Here is a 16,420-nt window from a genome sequence, read left to right on the forward strand (position 1 = left end):
CTCGGTCAGGCAGATTTACGGCGCTTGGCCACGTGCGGAATCATGGTGGGCTCGGCTCCCCGCAGGACCACGTCTTCAGTGATTACCACGCTGGCAACGTCCTCGCGGCTGGGAAGATCGAACATCACGGGAAGCAGGACCTCTTCGAGGATGGCCCGGAGGCCGCGGGCACCGGTGCCGCGCTCCAGGGCCTGGTCCGCGATCGCGTCCAGGGCGGTGTCATCAAAGACCAGTTCCACGCCGTCGATCTGGAACATCTTCTGGTACTGCTTCACCAAGGCGTTCTTGGGGGTGGAAAGAATCTGGATCAGGGCGTCCCGGTCCAGGTTGGACACGGTGGTGATCACCGGGAGCCTGCCGATGAATTCGGGGATCAGTCCGAATTTCAGCAGGTCCTCCGGCATGACCTCGCCGTAGGAGTCCACCTTCTTGCTGGCCTCGTTGAGCGGGGCACCAAAACCAATGCCCTTGCGGCCGGAACGGGACCCGATGATCTCCTCCAGGCCTGCGAAGGCGCCGGCCACGATGAACAGGACGTTGGTGGTGTCGATCTGGATGAATTCCTGGTGCGGGTGCTTCCGTCCACCCTGCGGCGGAACGGAGGCCACTGTGCCCTCCAGGATCTTCAGGAGCGCCTGCTGCACACCCTCACCGGAGACGTCACGGGTGATGGAGGGGTTCTCGCTCTTGCGCGAGATCTTGTCGATCTCATCGATGTAGATGATGCCCTGTTCGGCCTTCTTGACGTCGTAGTCCGCGGCCTGGATGAGTTTGAGGAGGATGTTCTCCACGTCCTCACCCACATAGCCGGCCTCAGTCAGTGCGGTGGCGTCCGCCACGGCGAAAGGAACGTTGAGCCGCCGCGCAAGGGTCTGGGCGAGGTAGGTCTTGCCACAGCCCGTGGGGCCGATGAGGAGGATGTTGGACTTGGCGATTTCGACGTCGTCGTGGTGGCCGCCCTCCCCCAGGCTCCCGGACTTTGGCGCATGGCCTGCCTGGATCCGCTTGTAGTGGTTGTAGACCGCGACGGCGAGGGAGCGCTTGGCAGGCTCCTGGCCGATGACGTATTCCTGGAGGAAGTCGAAGATTTCACGCGGCTTGGGCAATTCGAAGCTGCCCAGATCGGCGACCTCAGCCAGCTCCTCTTCGATGATTTCGTTGCACAACTCGATGCATTCATCGCAGATGTAGACACCGGGCCCGGCAATGAGCTTGCGCACCTGCTTCTGGCTCTTTCCACAGAAAGAGCACTTCAGCAGATCCGTGCTCTCGCCAATCCGAGCCATATGTGAACCCCTTAGTATCCTGCTGCCAGGCAGCCCTGCACCATTGCTGAAATCTTCCGGGCCAGCGAGGACCGGTTTGTGACACCATCCACTCTAGGTCACATTCGGCCCCAAGGGTGGAAAGAAAAGGCCGGTGCGGCCAAATGAACTGGCCGCACCGGCTTTCCGTACTGCTACCTGGTGATCGCCTGGGGCTTGATCTTGCGGGAATCAAGCACCTGGTCGATGAGGCCGTATGCCTGGGCCTCGTCGGCGGTGAGGATCTTGTCGCGTTCGATGTCATTGTTGACCTGCTCCGACGTACGGCCGGAGTGCTGTGCCAAGGTGTCCTCAAGCCAGGAGCGCATGCGCATGACCTCGGCTGCCTGGATCTCCAGGTCGGATGCCTGCCCGCCCTGGCCGCCGGACAGCGCGGGCTGGTGGATCAGGACGCGGGCGTTGGGCAGGGCAAGCCGCTTGCCGGGGGTGCCGGCCGCGAGCAGGACTGCAGCGGCGCTGGCGGCCTGGCCCAGGCAGACAGTCTGGATCTCCGGGCGGATGTACTGCATGGTGTCGTAGATGGCCGTCATGGCCGTGAACGAACCGCCCGGGGAGTTGATGTAGAGGGTGATGTCGCGGTCCGGGTCCGTGGACTCCAGGACCAGCAGCTGCGCCATGATGTCGTCAGCGGAAGCATCGTCCACCTGCACGCCGAGGAAGATGATGCGGTCCTCGAAGAGTTTGGTGTACGGGTCCTGGCGCTTGAAGCCATAGGGGGTGCGTTCCTCGAACTGCGGCAGTACGTAGCGGCTGGACGGAAGATTGCCGGCTGACCACCCGAAGTTGTAGTTCATTGTTTTTGCTCCTGATCGAAAGGGTTCTGGATGCCGGTTAGCTCTGGGAGGCGGATTCGCCGGAGGAACCGTTCGAGGTTCCGCCGCCGCCTGACACGGAGCCGGCGTGCGCGGCGATCTTGTCGAAGAAGCCGTACTCGAGGGCCTCGGTGGCGGTGAACCACTTGTCGCGGTCGTTGTCCTTGAGGATGGTTTCAACGGTCTGGCCGGTCTGCTCAGCGGTCAGTTCCGCCATGACCTTCTTCATGTGCAGGATGAGCTCGGCCTGGATCTTGATGTCCGAAGCCGTGCCGCCGATGCCACCGGAGGGCTGGTGCATCAGGACGCGGGCGTTGGGGGTGGCGTAGCGCTTGCCCTTGGTGCCCGAGGAGAGCAGGAACTGGCCCATGGACGCGGCCAGGCCGGTGGCGACGGTGACGACGTCGTTGGGGATGAACTGCATCGTGTCGTAAATGGCCATGCCTGCCGTGACGGAGCCGCCGGGCGAGTTGATGTAGAGGTAGATGTCCTTTTCCGGGTTCTCGGCCGAGAGCAGGAGCAGCTGCGAGCAGATCGCGTTGGCGTTGTCGTCACGCACCTCCGAGCCCAGCCAGATGATCCGCTCCTTGAGAAGGCGGTTGTAAATGTAGTTGTCCTGGGCTGCAGGATCGACGGTCGCCATCCGGGGGGCCTCTGAGTGCTGTGACATGTTTACTTACCTCTCACTGGTGACGGTGACATCACTGAAAATCACTACTTGGACACTAACCGGTTTCCCCGGTGTTTTGTTCGCGCACCGACGGCTGTTCGCTGACGGCGCACGATCGTCGAATCCGCAGTGTGTTGTTACAGCTCCAACGCGAACGGCCCCCGGATCGGAACGATCCAGGGGCCGTGCTGCGGGTCCGGTGAGGACTAGGCCTTGGCCTCTGCGGTGGCGTCCTCAGCTTCGACAGCCTCGGTGTCAGCGGCGTCAGCTTCGATGGCGTCAGCGTCGGCTGCAACGGCTGCGGGAACTTCCTCGCCGCCGGGGCGGACGAAGTCGCTCAGGTCCACTGCCTTGCCCTCGGTGTCGGTCACCGTGGCCTGGCCGAGGACGACGGCCAGCGCCTTGCGGCGGCGAACCTCGGAGACCATCATGGGCACCTGGCCGCTCTGATCGATGATCTGGGCGAACTGGTTGGGGTCCATGCCGTACTGGCTGGCGGTGGTGACGATGTAGTCGATCAGCTCGTTCTGGCTGACGTTGACTTCTTCCTTCTCCGCGATGGCGTCGAGGATGATTTCGTTCTGGAAGGCGCGGGCCGTGTTGGCGCGGACCTCTTCGCGGTGCTCCTCGGTGTCGTGCTCGCCGTCTCCGTGGCCGTTGGCCTCCTGGAAGTGCGCTTCGAGCTGCTCTTCGACGACGGAATCCGGAACGGGAACCTCAACGAGCTCCACCAGCCTGTCCAGGACCTTGTCGCGGGCCTCAACGCCCTGCTCCACGATCTTGGAGTCAGCAGCCTGCTTGGCGAGGTCTTCGCGCAGCTCGGCGAGGGTGTCGAACTCGGAAGCCAGCTGGGCGAAGTCATCGTTCGCCTCGGGCAGTTCGCGTTCCTTGACGGCCTTGACCACTACCTTGACCTGGGCTGCTTCGCCGGCGTGGTCGCCGCCCACCAGCGTGGTGTCAAAGATGGCGTCCTCATCGGCGCTCAGGCCGGTAACGGCCTCGTCCATGCCCTCGAGCATGGTGCCGGCGCCAACCTGGTAGGACAAGCCGGCAGCGGAGTCGACCTCTTCGCCGTCGATGGTGGCGGTGATGTCGATGGTGAGGAAGTCGCCGTCAGCAGCGGGGCGGTCGACGGACTTCAGGGTGCCGAAGCGGCCGCGAAGTTCGTCGAGGGCCTTGTCCACGTCGGCTTCGGAGGATTCGGCAGCCGCAACCTGGACCTCGATGCCGGAGTAGTCCGGGAGTTCGATTTCGGGGCGGACGTCAACCTCGGCGGCGAACTTCAGGCCGCCGTCGGTTGCTGAGGGATCGGGCACCTCGGTGATCTCCACCTCGGGACGGCTCAGGGGACGGATGCCGGACTCCTGCACGGCAGCCTGGTACCAGCCGTTAAGGCCCTCGTTAATCGCGGTCTCCAGGACGTAGCCGCGGCCGACGCGCTGGTCGATGAGCTTGGCGGGAACCTTGCCCTTGCGGAACCCGGGGACCTGGATCTGCGAGGCAACAGTCTTGTAGGCCGAGTCGATGCTGGGCTTCAGTTCCTCAAAGGGGACCTCAACATTGAGCTTGACCCGCGTGGGGGTGAGGTTCTCGACAGCGCTCTTCACGGTCTAAGTACTCCTGGGTTGTGGGATGGGTTTCTGCAAACGCATTGGATGTCCAGGCCGACTGGTCCTGGCCGCAGAGTCGGGGTGACAGGATTTGAACCTGCGACTTCCTGCTCCCAAAGCAGGCGCTCTAGCCAAGCTGAGCTACACCCCGTAAGTGCACAGGCAAGTCTACGGTGATACGCGTCGGGATTGCACATTTGACACGTAGGCCATGGATTAGGTTTAGTTGTATCCGGCTTGAACAGCCAGCCCGGAGTTTCCGCGAAAAACGGATCTTCCTTCGGGGACGTAGCTTAATGGTAAAGCCTCAGTCTTCCAAACTGATTACGCGGGTTCGATTCCCGTCGTCCCCTCCATAAAAAGGGACCCCTCTGCAGAGGGGTCCCTTTGGTTTTAAGCCGTGTCGCGAACCGTCATGGGGCATTTTGACGGCGCATCAGCAGTAATTCCCGACGGCGGGCGGCGTGTCCGTGCCAAAGTGCCCCGCGAAGGCGCGGCCCAGGCAGGCTGGCCTACTCCTGCGGCTGCTGGCAGAACGGGCACCAGTAGAGGTTCCGTCCGGCCAGCTCGGCAATCAGCACGACAGTGCGGCACACCCGGCACGGCAGGCCCTGCCGCTTGTAGACGAAATGGACGTCGTCACCGTGCGGGAAGCCGGCGCTCTTGGCCGGCACGGGCACGCCCGCCGCGGCGGCCTTGGCTGCGGTGGTGCCATCGAGCCTCCAGTACTTGGGCGGGGTGGTGATGATCCGCCCGTCCGCCACCCCGTCGGTCATGACGGCGACGATGTCCCGCCAGAGCTTCCGGGCGTCGCCGTCCGGCAGCGCGCTTCCGGGGAGCCACGGGTCCAGGCGGCGGCGGAACAGGACTTCCGCCCGGTAGACGTTCCCGACGCCGGCAATCACCTTCTGGTCCATGAGCAGGGCTGCGAGCGGGGTCTTCCTGGATCGAAGCTTCGCGGCGAACCGGCCGGCGTCACCGCGCAGGTTCCGCAACGGGTCGGGCCCCAGCCGTGCCAGCACCGCATCCGCTTCCGCTGCGGTGATGGTTTCACAGGTGGTGGCACCGCGAAGGTCCGCCCAGCCGTGCCTTCCGGCGAGCCTGACGCGCACCGCCCCAACGGGTGCCGGCGGCCCGGCGTAAGGTGCGCTGCCGTCGTCGTCCGGGTCCCCGAAGGCCTCCTGCTCCCCTACCCGCCTGTGGGCGCCGATGCTGGAGGCACCGGTGAAGGTGCTGTCGCCGCCGAAGCTCCAGGCGCCGTACAGTCCCAGGTGGACGTGCAGCACCAGCGAGTTGTCGAAATGCAGGAACAGGTGCTTGCCGTGTGCCTCGGCGGCGACCATGGTGCGGCCGTCCAGCAGCGCCGCTCCCCCGCTGAACCTGCCCTGCGGACTGGACACGGCCAGGGCCTCGCCGGTGAAGACATCACCGAACTGCCGGGCGAGCCTGCGGACGGAATGGCCTTCAGGCACTACTCGATGACCTCGCCGGTTGCCTCGAACACTGCGATCTTTTCGATCCTGCGGATGTGGCGTTCATCGTTGCTGAACGGTTCGGCCAGGAATGCCTCGACCAGTTCGGTGGCTTCTTCCACCGTGTGCTGGCGGCCGCCCAGGGCCACCACGTTGGCATCGTTGTGCTCGCGGGCCAGGGTTGCAGTGGAGAGGTTCCAGGCGAGGGCGGCGCGGATGCCCCTGACCTTGTTGGCGGCAATCTGTTCGCCGTTGCCGGAGCCGCCAAGCACGATGCCCAGGGCGTGGATGCCGGCCTCCCGGTCCGCTACTACGGCAAGGGCCGCGTTGATGCAGAAGGACGGGTAGTCGTCCTGGGCGTCGTAGACCTTGGGCCCGTGGTCCACCACCTCGTACCCCTTCCCGGTCAGGTGGGACACCAGGTGGGCGCTGAGCTCCATGCCTGCGTGGTCGGTGGCAATGTGGACCCGCGGGAAGGCAGGGGTTGTGGTCACGTGCTAAGTCCGTTCATTTCGTGGGGCTGGCAGGCCGCCGGTGGAGGCCGGAACGACACCGATAAGGATACTCGGACTGCCGCGGGTCAGGTCCCGGGGCGTCCGGTGGCGGGTGGCGTGCTTCCGCCGCGCCGGGCCCGGGCGGCCACCCGGGTGAGGACTTCGGCCAGCCGCGCGGCCGAGGCCTGGCTGCCGCCGCTGACGGCGACGCGCTGGCCGTCGGTCTTGCTGACGACGACGGCGGGCCCGCTGCTGACCAGCATGGCCGCGGTTCCGCCGTGGTGCCGGTAGCCCCACCCGCCGTAATCGGCGGCCTTGACGTCCGCGGCGCTGGCATCCGCAATGGCGCCGGCCGGCACGTCCATGACCGGGACGAGCCCGGCCAGCATGACCTTCAGCCCTCGGCGGTCTGCCCGGACGCGGGCGAAGAGGAACGCGGCGCCGATGACGGCCAGGACCACCAGGAGGATCCCCAGCCACGGCACCACCACCGCAATCAGGGCTGCCGGGAACAGGGAAGCGATGGCGATCATCACGAAGACCGAACTCCTGGCATGCACCCAGAGCCTGATGCTGTCCCGGGCAAGGTCTGGATCCAGTTCCCTGGCGATGGCTATCTGCAGTGCGCGGTCGTCATCGGGAGACCATTGCCGGTCAGCCTTGTACACCATGCCCATGGCCACGCCGAGCGAGACTGCGGCACCGCTGCCGAGGGCGAGGACCGTCATGTCCACGTGCGACTGCCGGGCGTCGGCCAGCCCGGTTTGGCCAATCAGCCCTGCGGCAAGGGCGGAGGTCATGAAGAGGCTGAGGAAAAGCCCTGCCCCCATCATGATCCGGCGCATCATGACCGGCCGGCCAAGGGGTACCGCCTGCAGCAGGACCAGCCAGCCTGCCACGACGATTCCCGCCGCACCAACCCCCACGTAGGCGCCGAACGGCGCAAAGGCGGCACCGCCGTCGTCCGTCCACTGGATGGCGAGTGGATCCGGAAGGTCCGGACGCAGCAGGAACGCGCAGTAGACGAAGGCGGCGGCCAGCACGACGGGGAACCCGACAGCGAAACGCATTGCCTTGGTATCCACCGAATCCAGCAGCTTTCCCATGTATTTAACGCTACCCCTGGGGCCGCCCCGCCAATCGCCGGACCCTGCGGGGAGCACGCTGTGACCTGCGCAACTTGCCAAGGCCTGCAGGGATGGAAGAATGCATCACAGTGCCGGAAACCGGGACCACCGGCCGGCAGCCGAAACTTCTCTGGAGGACCTCCTTTGCCAGGCATGAACCTGACCCGCGCCGAAGCCCGTGAGCGCGCCGATCTGATCACCGTCGAATCCTACGATGTCAGCCTCGACCTGACCCGCGGCGGCGAGGTCTTTGGCAGCACCACCACCGTGAAATTCACGGCGGCGCCGGGGTCATCCAGTTTCATCGACGCCATTACCCGCACAGTGCACGGCGTGACCTTGAACGGCCGCAGCCTTGATCCGGCCACCGTCTCAGATGGCGTACGCATCCAGCTGCCGGACCTGGCGGAGCAGAACGAACTGACCGTTGTGGCCGATATGCCGTACATGAATACCGGGGAAGGTTTGCATCGGTTCGTGGACCCGGTGGACAACGAGGTCTACCTGTACACGCAGTTCGAGGTTCCCGACTCCCGCCGGATGTTCGCCGTCTTCGAGCAGCCGGATCTGAAGGCAACCTTCGCCTTCACGGTCGCGGCGCCGTCGCACTGGGACGTCATTTCCAACTCCCCCACGCCTTCTCCGGCGGAAGCCGCGCCGGCCGAGGACGGCTCGGCAAGATCCGTGTGGACGTTCGCCCCGACGCCCCGGCTGTCCTCCTACGTCACGGCCCTGATTGCCGGCCCCTACCAGGCCGTCCGCAGTGAGGTCACCAGCTCCGACGGCCGCGTGATCCCGCTCGGCGTCTTTGCCCGGAAATCACTGATGCAGTACCTGGATGCGGACAACATCTTCGAACTCACCCGCCAGGGCTTCGGGTTCTTCGAGGCCCAGTTCGGCTGCCCGTACCCGTTCGAGAAGTACGACCAGCTGTTCGTTCCGGAGTTCAACGCCGGCGCCATGGAGAATGCCGGCGCCGTGACCATCCTGGAAGGCTACGTTTTCCGCAGCAAGGTCACCGGCGCCCAGATCGAGCGGCGCGCCATCACGGTCCTGCACGAACTGGCCCACATGTGGTTCGGCGACCTGGTGACCATGCGCTGGTGGAACGACCTGTGGCTCAACGAGTCCTTCGCCGAGTACATGTCCCACCTGGCGGCGGTGGAAGCCACGTCCTTCACCAGCGCCTGGACCACGTTCGCGTCGGTGGAGAAGTCCTGGGCCTACCGGCAGGACCAGCTCCCCACCACGCACCCGATCTTCGCCGAAATCAACGACCTGCAGGACGTTGAGGTCAACTTCGACGGCATCACCTACGCCAAGGGTGCCTCGGTGCTCCGGCAGCTGGTGGCCTGGGTGGGGCCCGAACAGTTCATGGCCGGTGTCCGTGAATACTTCGCCAAGCACTCCTGGCACAACACCGAACTCCAGGACCTGCTGGTGGAACTGGAAAAGGCCAGCGGCCGCGACCTGGATGACTGGGGCCGGCAGTGGCTGGAGACCGCAGGCGTCAACACCCTGGCCCCCGAGCTGGATGTGGACCCGGACGGGAAGCTGCGCTCCTTCGCGGTCCTGCAGTCCGCGGTGCCCGAGTGGCCCACGCTCCGCCCGCACCGCCTGGCCGTAGGGTTGTACAACCTGAACGGCGCCGGCAAGCTGGAGCGGGTGCACCGCGAGGAGCTGGATGTCGACGGCGAACGTACTGAAGTGCCGGCGCTGGCCGGCCTTGCCCAGCCGGACCTGATCCTCATCAACGACGACGACCTCGCTTATGCCAAGGTGCGGCTGGATCCCAAATCGCTGGCCACCGCCACCGCCCACCTCAAGGACTTCGCCGGAAGCCTGCCCCGGACCCTGGTCTGGAACTCGGCGTGGGACGCTGCCCGGGACGGCGAGACGCCTGCCCGGAAGTACGTGGAACTGATCCTGGCCAACGTGGCCGCAGAGACCGACTCGTCCGTGATCCTGGTCCAGCTCCGCCAGCTGGCCACCACCCTGAACTTCTATGTGGCGGAAGAGCACCGCGAGGCCGCCACAGTGGCGGCGGCGGACCGGCTGTGGGACCTGGCTGCGGAGGTTCCGGCGGGCTCCGACGGACAGCTGCAGTTCATCAAGGCCTTTGCCCTCCTGGCGCGCAGCGGGTCCCAGTTGGACCGGGTGGCCGGCCTGCTGGATGGGTCGGTGGCTTTGGCGGGACTGAGCCTGGACCAGGACCTCCGGTGGGAACTGGTGGCCTCGCTGGTGGCGGGTGGCCGGATGGGGCAGGACGGCATCGACGCGGAACTGCAGCGGGACAACACCTCCAGCGGACAGAATGCGGCCGCGCTGGCCAAGGCTGCCATCCCCACCCCGGAGGCGAAGGCCGCGGCCTGGGAGTCCATCGTGGTCAAGGGCGAACTGTCCAACGCGCTGCAGGGATCGGCGGTGACCGGCTTCATGCGGGTGCTGGACCGCTCGCTGCTGGAGCCGTACTCCGAAAAGTATTTCGCGGCTGTGCCGGGCATCGTGGCAACCCGCACCCACGCACTGGCCCAGCAGATCGTCGTCGGGCTCTACCCGGCGCTGCTGACCACCCAGGCCACCATCGACCGGACCGACGGCTTCCTGGCGTCGCTGCCGGCTGAAAGCGCCGCGCTGCGCCGCATGATGCTGGAAAACCGCGACGGCGTTGCCCGCGCCCTGCGTGCACGCGCCGCCGACGTAGTGGCGGACGGCAGCCTGCAGTGAGCCTCGATGAACACCGCTACTCCCTGACAGTCCAGTGGACCGGCAACCGTGGGGACGGGACTTCGTCCTACCGGAGCTACTCGCGCGACCACGATGTGCTCATTCCGGGCCTGCCGCCCCTGAAGGGCTCGGCGGATCCCACGTTCCATGGGGACCGGGAACGGTACAACCCGGAGCAACTGCTCCTGGCCGCGCTGGCCCAGTGCCACATGCTGTCCTACCTGCACGTGGCGGTGAAACACGGTGTGGTGGTCACGGACTACCGGGACGAGGCAACCGGGCTGATGCGGCTGAACCGGGACGGCAGCGGCCAGTTCGAGCGGGTTGTCCTGCATCCGCAGGTGACGGTGGCCGACGCCGCGCAGGCCGAACTGGCGGCGTCGCTGCACCACGAGGCCAACCAGGTTTGCTTCATCGCCCGCAGTGTGAACTTTCCGGTGGAGCACCAGCCGGAGACTGTGGCGGGCTAGCGTCCGGGGCCGCTGCGGAGCAGGTTCACAAGCCGTTGTTCCGTGGCGGGAGACAGGCCGGCCTTCCGGGGCCGGTCCAGCCCGCGGGCGCGTTCGTCACCCAGGGTATCCCCCAGGGTTTCCTGCCATGGCCTCAGCGCCATGCCGGCGGCTTTGGCTGCCCGGTTGCTGCGGGCCATGAAGCCCTCGTGGTGGGGTGGCAGCCAGAGGGGAAGGGACTCCGGCCCGGACCAGTAGTTGACCCCCTGTTCCACCAGCCAGTCTGCGGAAGCAGCAACGGCGGCGGTGTCCGTGGCGGACGCCGCGCGGCAGGCGCTCACGAGGTCCGCGAAGGGGACCTGGTCCCCCATGGCGTTCAAAGGACCCGGTATCCTGCGTTCTGCGGCCAGCAGGATCCAGGCCGCCAGGTCCCGGACGTCGATGACCTGCGTGGGGTGGCCGCCGATGTCCGGGACAAGCACTGGTCCGGAGTCACGGGCAAAGCGGCCCGGCCAGTACCCGTAACGGTCGGTGGGGTCGCCGGGGCCGCTGATAAGGCCTGCGCGGCAGACGTGGGCCTTGCCGTTCGTGGCCAGCACCGTGGCTTCCTCGATGGCCACCTTGGATTCGCCGTAATTGTCCGGGGTGGAAGGCGTCCCGGCGGGCAGGGGCGGCAGCAGCGATGCGTCCCCCGCCGCACCGGGGACGGAGTTGTCCGCATAGGCCGAACAGCTGGACACGAAGGTCCAGTGCCCGGCCCGGCATGCCAGGGCCGCCAGGGCTTCCCGTGCCGGTTTAGGATCCCGTGCCACCTCGACCACGGCATCCCAGACGCCGGCCAGTTCCCCATACGCGGCCTGGCCTGTTGACCGGTCAGCCCTGATCCACGCTGTGCCGGGTGGTGCCGCGACCGTTGTTCCGCGCGCCAGGCAGGTGACGTCATGCCCGGCAGCAACCGCCTGCGTGGCAATCTCCTTGGAGAGGAAGGCCGTTCCGCCGAGGATGAGGATGCGCATTGCTCCACGCTACGGCGCTAGGGTTGAAAGAGAACAGAGCAATATCCCAAGGAGCTACTTCCACCAATGGTCAGCATGTTGTCCCTTCTTCCCCCTGCCACCAGCCAGCCAAGCGGCGTGAGCATCCCGGGCATCGTGATCAGCCTCGGCGTTGGCGTGGCCGTCTGGCTGGTGGCGACATTCGTCATCTCGCGCATCACCAAGCGCGTCGCGGCGGGAAGCAACTTCTTCAAGAAGCCAACCTTCAAATGGGTGGCCCCGGCTTTCCGCGCCCTGGACCACGAACGGCGGGTCCAGCGCGCGGAGACGATCGGTTCGCTCCTGAACAGCGTGGTGGGCGTGCTGGTGGTCATTATCACCGGCATGTACGTGCTGCAGAACCTGGACATCAATATCGCCCCGCTGCTGACCAGCGTGGGCATCCTGGGTGTGGCCATCGGCTTCGGCGCCCAGCAGCTGATCCGGGACTTCCTGGCCGGAATCTTCATTACCATTGAAGACCAGTACGGGATCGGCGACGTGATCGAAACCAGCGAAGTGGTGGGCGTGGTGGAGTCCATGGGCCTGCGGATCACCCGTGTCCGCTCCGACGACGGCGCCATCTGGTACCTGCGCAACGGTGAGATCCTGCGCGTGGGCAACCGGTCGCAGGGGCGCTACGTCCCGCTGCACGAATCCGACGACGGGACCACCGACCAGGGCTCGGCGCACGTTGAGACCAAGAAGACAGACCAGAAAGCCGGGGACTAGCATGTCGCTTCCCATCGAGCCACGCCGCCCTGTCCCAGGGCAGCGGCCCCAGTTGATGCAGAACGATCCCTTCAGCAAGCCGGAGTACACCGACAGCTTCTATGATGCCGTGGGCGGCCACGACACCTTCGTAAAGCTCATCGACGTCTTCTACGACGGCGTGGCCACCGATCCGGTGCTGCGGCCGATGTATCCGGAAGAGGATCTGGCCCCGGCGAAGCGCCGGTTCCTGATGTTCCTGGAGCAGTACTGGGGCGGCCCCACCACATACGGCGAGGAACGCGGCCACCCGCGCTTGCGGATGCGCCACATGCCGTTCAAGGTCACGCCCGAGGCGAAGGACCGGTGGCTGTTCCACATGCGGACCGCGGTCGATGCGCTGGAACTGCCGCCACTCTACGAAGGCACACTGTGGGACTACATGGAGCGGGCCGCCTTGTCCATGGTGAACAGCCCTTCCGGAGCCTAAGCCCGATTTTCCCGCCGCCCCAACGCGGCCGCGGCAGCCTGGCCTTAGAGCAGGCCGCTGCCGGTCCGCGCCAGGACGTGGCCGCGGGGCCCGGTCAGCCGGAACCAGCGGCCGGCCCGGTAAAGCTTCTGGTCTCCGTCACCCAGGAACCCCAGCGCGAAGGCCGCGAAGGCTGCACCGGCGGGCAGGCCGGCGTCGTCCAGTTCCCGCCCCCACACCGCAGCCCGTGCGTTGTTGACGATGAGGGCGCCCGGCTTGTCCGGCACAATGCCTGCCACCTCGGCGATGCCCGCCTCCGCCGCAGCCCGAAGGCGGGCGTCGCTGACGGACCCCAGCAGCTCCCAACCGCCCCGCGGTGCGCCGACCCCCGTCCATGATTCGCTGACAGTGGTGGGCGGAACTGGGAATTCGACGTCCTGATCCCCCGCCCGTGCCAGCCGGTCCAGGACCGATGACAACGCAACGGTGACATCGGTCCCCGACGGTTCCGCCAGGGCCATGGTGCGCAGGCCCAGGATGGTGGGCGTCGATTCGCCCAGGAGCCTGGGCCGCAGGACGCAAACGTAGGCGGCAAGGACTATGCCGGCGGCCTGCAGGCGCATCGCTCCGCCGTCGTCTATGGCTTTGGCGCGGGTGGCGAACGTCTTGAGGTCGGCCAGATCCCGGGGATCGGCGAAACGGAAGGACGAAGTGAGAAGTTCAGACACACCTAAGACACTACCGGCTGCACTCCGGTTGAGTGGTTCCCGGGGCGCCGTCTAGAGTCGGACCATGACTGAAGCCGAAGCCGGACTGCTGGCGCCGCCAAGCGGAGACCCAACCTCATCGCTGATCGAACTGCTGGACCTTGGTGAGCTTGAGGGCGCACGGACGGATGAGGATATTTTCCTGGGCCCTTCCCAGCAGCAGCCCCACCATAGGGTTTTCGGCGGGCAGGTGCTCGCGCAGTCACTGGTCGCGGCCACCAGGACGGTGGATCCGGAGCGGTTCGTCCACTCCATGCACGGCTACTTCCTGAGGCCGGGCGACGCCAACAAGCCCATCACCTTCGGGGTGCAGCGGTTGCGCGATGGCCGGTCCTTTTCCGCCAGGCGCGTCCACGCCTATCAGGACGGGGTGCCCATCCTGTCAATGATTGCCTCCTTCCAGGGTGACGATGCAGGCATCGACCACTCCTCCGTCATGCCGGCCGGAATCCCGGACCCCGAGTCGCTGCCCAGCACAGCTGACCTGCTGGGGAAGTTCGACCACCCCGTGGCCCGGCATTGGGCGTACGAGCGCCCCTTCGACATCCGGCACGTGGACCCGCCGCTGTATGTCTCCGCAACCGGCCCGCGCGAGGCCCGCAACGCCGTCTGGATGAAGACCTTCGGCCCGATGCCGGACGACTCCAACCTGCACCGTGCCGCCCTCGCCTATGCCAGCGACTACACGCTCCTCGAGTCGATTCTTCGACGCCACGGCCTGAACTGGACCACCCCGGGCATGAACGTCGCAAGCCTGGACCACGCCATGTGGTGGCACCGCCCGGCACGGGTTGATGAATGGCTTCTCTACGTCCAGGAGTCCCCCAGCGCCCATGGCGCCCGGGGCCTGGCCACGGGCAAGATCTTCAACCGTGAGGGCCACCACATTGCCTCGGTGGCGCAGGAGGGCATGGTTCGGGTTCCCAACCTCCCGGAAGACGCCTAATCCTGCCGGGACGACGGGCCGCGCATGAAGAAGGCCTGCATCCGACGTGAAAAGCTCACCTCGGATGCCGGCCTTCTTCCTTTGCCCTGCTAGTCGCGGGTGAGGCGCCGGTGGGTGACACGGTGCGGCTTGGCGGCGTCGGGACCCAGCCGCTGGACCTTGTTCTCCTCGTAGGATTCGAAGTTGCCCTCGAACCAGTACCACTTGGAGGGGTTTTCGTCGTCGCCTTCATAGGCCAGGATGTGGGTGGCCACCCGGTCCAGGAACCAACGGTCGTGCGAGACCACCACGGCGCAGCCCGGGAACTCGAGCAGCGCGTTTTCCAGGCTGCTGAGGGTTTCGACGTCAAGGTCGTTGGTGGGCTCGTCAAGCAGCAGCAGGTTGCCGCCCTGCTTCAGGGTGAGCGCGAGGTTCAGCCGGTTCCGCTCACCGCCGGAGAGGACGCCTGCCTTCTTCTGCTGGTCCGGGCCCTTGAAGCCGAATGCGGCCACGTAGGCGCGGGACGGCATTTCGACGTTGCCCACCTGGATGAAGTCGAGTCCGTCGGACACGACCTCCCACAGCGTCTTGTTGGGGTCGATGCCGCCGCGGCTCTGGTCCGCGTAGGAGATCTTGACCGAGTCACCGATCTTCAGGTCGCCGCCGTCGAGCGGTTCCAGGCCGACGATGGTCTTGAACAGGGTGGTCTTGCCCACGCCGTTGGGGCCGATGACGCCCACGATGCCATTGCGGGGCAGGGTGAAGGACAGCCCGTCAATCAGGACCCGGTCCTCAAAGCCCTTCTGGAGGTTCTTGGCCTCCAGCACCAGGCCACCCAGGCGGGGTCCCGGCGGGATCTGGATCTCTTCGAAATCAAGCTTGCGGGTGCGGTCTGCCTCTGCGGCCATTTCCTCGTAGCGGGCCAGGCGGGCCTTCGACTTGGTCTGGCGGCCCTTGGCGTTGGAGCGCACCCAATCGAGTTCCTCGGCGAGGCGCTTGGCCTGCTTGGCGTCCTTCTTGCCCTGGATTTCCAGGCGGGCGCGCTTCTTCTCCAGGTAGGTGGAGTAGTTGCCCTCATAGGGGTACAGGTGGCCGCGGTCCACTTCGGCAATCCATTCAGCCACGTGGTCGAGGAAGTAGCGGTCGTGGGTCACGGCAAGGACGGCGCCGGGGTAGCTGGAGAGGTGCTGTTCGAGCCACAGTACGCTCTCGGCGTCCAGGTGGTTGGTGGGCTCATCGAGGAGCAGCAGGTCCGGCTTCTGCAGGAGCAGCTTGCACAGCGCCACGCGGCGGCGTTCACCACCGGAAAGGTTGGTGACATCGGCATCGGCCGGCGGGCAGCGCAGCGCGTCCATGGCCTGTTCCAGCTGGGAGTCGAGATCCCAGGCGTCGGCGGCGTCGATGGCTTCCTGCAGCTTGCCCATCTCTTCAAGGAGGGTGTCGTAGTCAGCGTCGGGGCTGGCCATTTCCTCCGAGATCTCGTTGAAGCGCTGGATCTTTCCGTAGATCTCGCCAACGCCTTCCTGGACGTTGCCCAGGACGGTCTTTTCCTCGTTAAGGGGCGGTTCCTGGAGCAGGATACCCACGCTGTAGCCGGGGCTGAGCCTGGCCTCACCGTTGGAGGGCGTGTCCAGCCCGGCCATGATCTTGAGGATGGTGGACTTACCGGCACCGTTGGGGCCCACAACACCAATCTTGGCGCCCGGGAAGAAGGACATGCTTACGTCATCAAGGATGAGTTTCTCGCCAACGGCCTTGCGGGCCTTGGTCATTGTGTAGATAAATTCCGCCATGGTCTCAAATCTAGTGGGTTGGCGGGCAGATCTCA

The 16,420-nt window shown here is 65.9% G+C and carries 15 protein-coding genes and 2 tRNA genes; 6 read left to right on the forward strand and 11 right to left on the reverse strand.

Features of this window, described 5'->3' with window-relative positions; all coding sequences use genetic code 11:
• Positions 1 to 5 precede the first annotated feature (5 nt).
• From clpX to ACETK3_RS12425, 5 genes are all read right to left on the reverse strand, one after another.
• A complete protein-coding gene (gene clpX / locus ACETK3_RS12405; RefSeq protein ID WP_236819783.1) occupies positions 6 to 1,286 on the reverse strand; it encodes an ATP-dependent Clp protease ATP-binding subunit ClpX in 1,281 nt (426 codons plus the stop codon).
• A gap of 173 nt (positions 1,287 to 1,459) precedes the next feature.
• Positions 1,460 to 2,119: an ATP-dependent Clp protease proteolytic subunit gene (locus tag ACETK3_RS12410; RefSeq protein WP_138606612.1), complete on the reverse strand. Its 660-nt coding sequence runs from the start codon at positions 2,117 to 2,119 to the stop codon at positions 1,460 to 1,462.
• Positions 2,120 to 2,156: 37 nt separating this feature from the next.
• Positions 2,157 to 2,780 (reverse strand): ATP-dependent Clp protease proteolytic subunit, encoded by a 624-nt coding sequence (locus ACETK3_RS12415; protein WP_272910838.1) that lies wholly within the window; start codon positions 2,778 to 2,780, stop codon positions 2,157 to 2,159.
• 233 nt (positions 2,781 to 3,013) lie between these two features.
• Positions 3,014 to 4,414, reverse strand: coding sequence for a trigger factor (tig, locus tag ACETK3_RS12420; RefSeq protein WP_373992995.1), 1,401 nt, complete (start codon positions 4,412 to 4,414; stop codon positions 3,014 to 3,016).
• 79 nt (positions 4,415 to 4,493) lie between these two features.
• A tRNA-Pro gene (locus ACETK3_RS12425) sits at positions 4,494 to 4,568 on the reverse strand.
• A gap of 131 nt (positions 4,569 to 4,699) precedes the next feature.
• Here ACETK3_RS12425 and ACETK3_RS12430 point away from each other — a divergent pair.
• Positions 4,700 to 4,773: transfer RNA gene (locus ACETK3_RS12430), tRNA-Gly, on the forward strand.
• A 156-nt stretch (positions 4,774 to 4,929) separates the two neighbouring features.
• Here ACETK3_RS12430 and ACETK3_RS12435 read toward each other — a convergent pair.
• From ACETK3_RS12435 to ACETK3_RS12445, 3 genes are all read right to left on the reverse strand, one after another.
• Positions 4,930 to 5,889 carry an Fpg/Nei family DNA glycosylase gene (locus tag ACETK3_RS12435; RefSeq protein WP_373992996.1) on the reverse strand — a complete coding sequence of 320 codons (960 nt, stop codon included), beginning with the start codon at positions 5,887 to 5,889 and terminating at the stop codon, positions 4,930 to 4,932.
• Complete coding sequence (locus ACETK3_RS12440; RefSeq protein ID WP_236798604.1) at positions 5,889 to 6,383, reverse strand: ribose-5-phosphate isomerase; 495 nt, start codon at positions 6,381 to 6,383, stop codon at positions 5,889 to 5,891. The genes ACETK3_RS12435 and ACETK3_RS12440 overlap by 1 nt, the downstream gene beginning before the upstream one ends.
• An 86-nt stretch (positions 6,384 to 6,469) precedes the next feature.
• Positions 6,470 to 7,489: a hypothetical protein gene (locus ACETK3_RS12445; protein WP_237428318.1), complete on the reverse strand. Its 1,020-nt coding sequence runs from the start codon at positions 7,487 to 7,489 to the stop codon at positions 6,470 to 6,472.
• A gap of 174 nt (positions 7,490 to 7,663) precedes the next feature.
• On the opposite strand from ACETK3_RS12445, the gene pepN reads away from it, so the two are divergent.
• Together pepN and ACETK3_RS12455 are read left to right on the forward strand one after the other, a co-directional pair.
• Positions 7,664 to 10,237, forward strand: coding sequence for an aminopeptidase N (pepN, locus tag ACETK3_RS12450; protein ID WP_373992997.1), 2,574 nt, complete (start codon positions 7,664 to 7,666; stop codon positions 10,235 to 10,237).
• The gene (locus ACETK3_RS12455) at positions 10,234 to 10,707 is read left to right on the forward strand and encodes an OsmC family protein (RefSeq protein WP_236798607.1); all 474 of its coding nucleotides are present in this window, start codon (positions 10,234 to 10,236) and stop codon (positions 10,705 to 10,707) included. Before pepN ends, ACETK3_RS12455 begins: the two co-directional genes overlap by 4 nt.
• Here ACETK3_RS12455 and ACETK3_RS12460 read toward each other — a convergent pair.
• Positions 10,704 to 11,702 (reverse strand): epimerase, encoded by a 999-nt coding sequence (locus ACETK3_RS12460; RefSeq protein ID WP_373992998.1) that lies wholly within the window; start codon positions 11,700 to 11,702, stop codon positions 10,704 to 10,706. The two genes, ACETK3_RS12455 and ACETK3_RS12460, sit on opposite strands and share 4 nt — an antisense overlap.
• Positions 11,703 to 11,768: 66 nt before the next feature.
• On the opposite strand from ACETK3_RS12460, the gene ACETK3_RS12465 reads away from it, so the two are divergent.
• Both ACETK3_RS12465 and ACETK3_RS12470 read left to right on the forward strand, forming a co-directional pair.
• On the forward strand, positions 11,769 to 12,452 hold the full coding sequence (locus ACETK3_RS12465; RefSeq protein ID WP_373992999.1) for a mechanosensitive ion channel family protein: 684 nt from the start codon (positions 11,769 to 11,771) through the stop codon (positions 12,450 to 12,452).
• A gap of 1 nt (position 12,453) precedes the next feature.
• Positions 12,454 to 12,921 (forward strand): globin, encoded by a 468-nt coding sequence (locus ACETK3_RS12470; RefSeq protein WP_272910795.1) that lies wholly within the window; start codon positions 12,454 to 12,456, stop codon positions 12,919 to 12,921.
• A 44-nt stretch (positions 12,922 to 12,965) separates the two neighbouring features.
• On the opposite strand, the gene ACETK3_RS12475 is transcribed toward ACETK3_RS12470, so the two are convergent.
• Positions 12,966 to 13,628: a hypothetical protein gene (locus ACETK3_RS12475; RefSeq protein WP_373993000.1), complete on the reverse strand. Its 663-nt coding sequence runs from the start codon at positions 13,626 to 13,628 to the stop codon at positions 12,966 to 12,968.
• A 64-nt stretch (positions 13,629 to 13,692) separates the two neighbouring features.
• Here ACETK3_RS12475 and ACETK3_RS12480 point away from each other — a divergent pair, with 64 nt between their 5' ends.
• Positions 13,693 to 14,613 carry an acyl-CoA thioesterase II gene (locus ACETK3_RS12480; RefSeq protein WP_237428324.1) on the forward strand — a complete coding sequence of 307 codons (921 nt, stop codon included), beginning with the start codon at positions 13,693 to 13,695 and terminating at the stop codon, positions 14,611 to 14,613.
• 89 nt (positions 14,614 to 14,702) lie between these two features.
• Here ACETK3_RS12480 and ettA read toward each other — a convergent pair whose 3' ends face one another.
• Positions 14,703 to 16,385, reverse strand: a complete 1,683-nt coding sequence (gene ettA, locus ACETK3_RS12485) for an energy-dependent translational throttle protein EttA (RefSeq protein ID WP_236798612.1) — start codon at positions 16,383 to 16,385, stop codon at positions 14,703 to 14,705.
• Between the last annotated feature and the right edge of the window lie 35 nt (positions 16,386 to 16,420).

It is taken from the genome of Arthrobacter sp. E44, from assembly GCF_041877125.1.
Classification (GTDB): Bacteria; Actinomycetota; Actinomycetes; order Actinomycetales; family Micrococcaceae; genus Arthrobacter.

What these genes read in the sequence shown, in the direction of transcription:
- clpX (WP_236819783.1), bottom strand. Translation starts at nt 1,286, where the DNA reads ATGGCTCGGATTGGCGAGAGCACGGATCTGCTGAAGTGCTCTTTCTGT.
- ACETK3_RS12410 (WP_138606612.1), bottom strand. Translation starts at nt 2,119, where the DNA reads ATGAACTACAACTTCGGGTGGTCAGCCGGCAATCTTCCGTCCAGCCGC.
- ACETK3_RS12415 (WP_272910838.1), bottom strand. Translation starts at nt 2,780, where the DNA reads ATGGCGACCGTCGATCCTGCAGCCCAGGACAACTACATTTACAACCGC.
- ACETK3_RS12445 (WP_237428318.1), bottom strand. Translation starts at nt 7,489, where the DNA reads ATGGGAAAGCTGCTGGATTCGGTGGATACCAAGGCAATGCGTTTCGCT.
- pepN (WP_373992997.1), top strand. Translation starts at nt 7,664, where the DNA reads ATGAACCTGACCCGCGCCGAAGCCCGTGAGCGCGCCGATCTGATCACC.
- ACETK3_RS12460 (WP_373992998.1), bottom strand. Translation starts at nt 11,702, where the DNA reads ATGCGCATCCTCATCCTCGGCGGAACGGCCTTCCTCTCCAAGGAGATT.
- ACETK3_RS12465 (WP_373992999.1), top strand. Translation starts at nt 11,769, where the DNA reads ATGGTCAGCATGTTGTCCCTTCTTCCCCCTGCCACCAGCCAGCCAAGC.
- ACETK3_RS12470 (WP_272910795.1), top strand. Translation starts at nt 12,454, where the DNA reads ATGTCGCTTCCCATCGAGCCACGCCGCCCTGTCCCAGGGCAGCGGCCC.
- ACETK3_RS12480 (WP_237428324.1), top strand. Translation starts at nt 13,693, where the DNA reads ATGACTGAAGCCGAAGCCGGACTGCTGGCGCCGCCAAGCGGAGACCCA.
- ettA (WP_236798612.1), bottom strand. Translation starts at nt 16,385, where the DNA reads ATGGCGGAATTTATCTACACAATGACCAAGGCCCGCAAGGCCGTTGGC.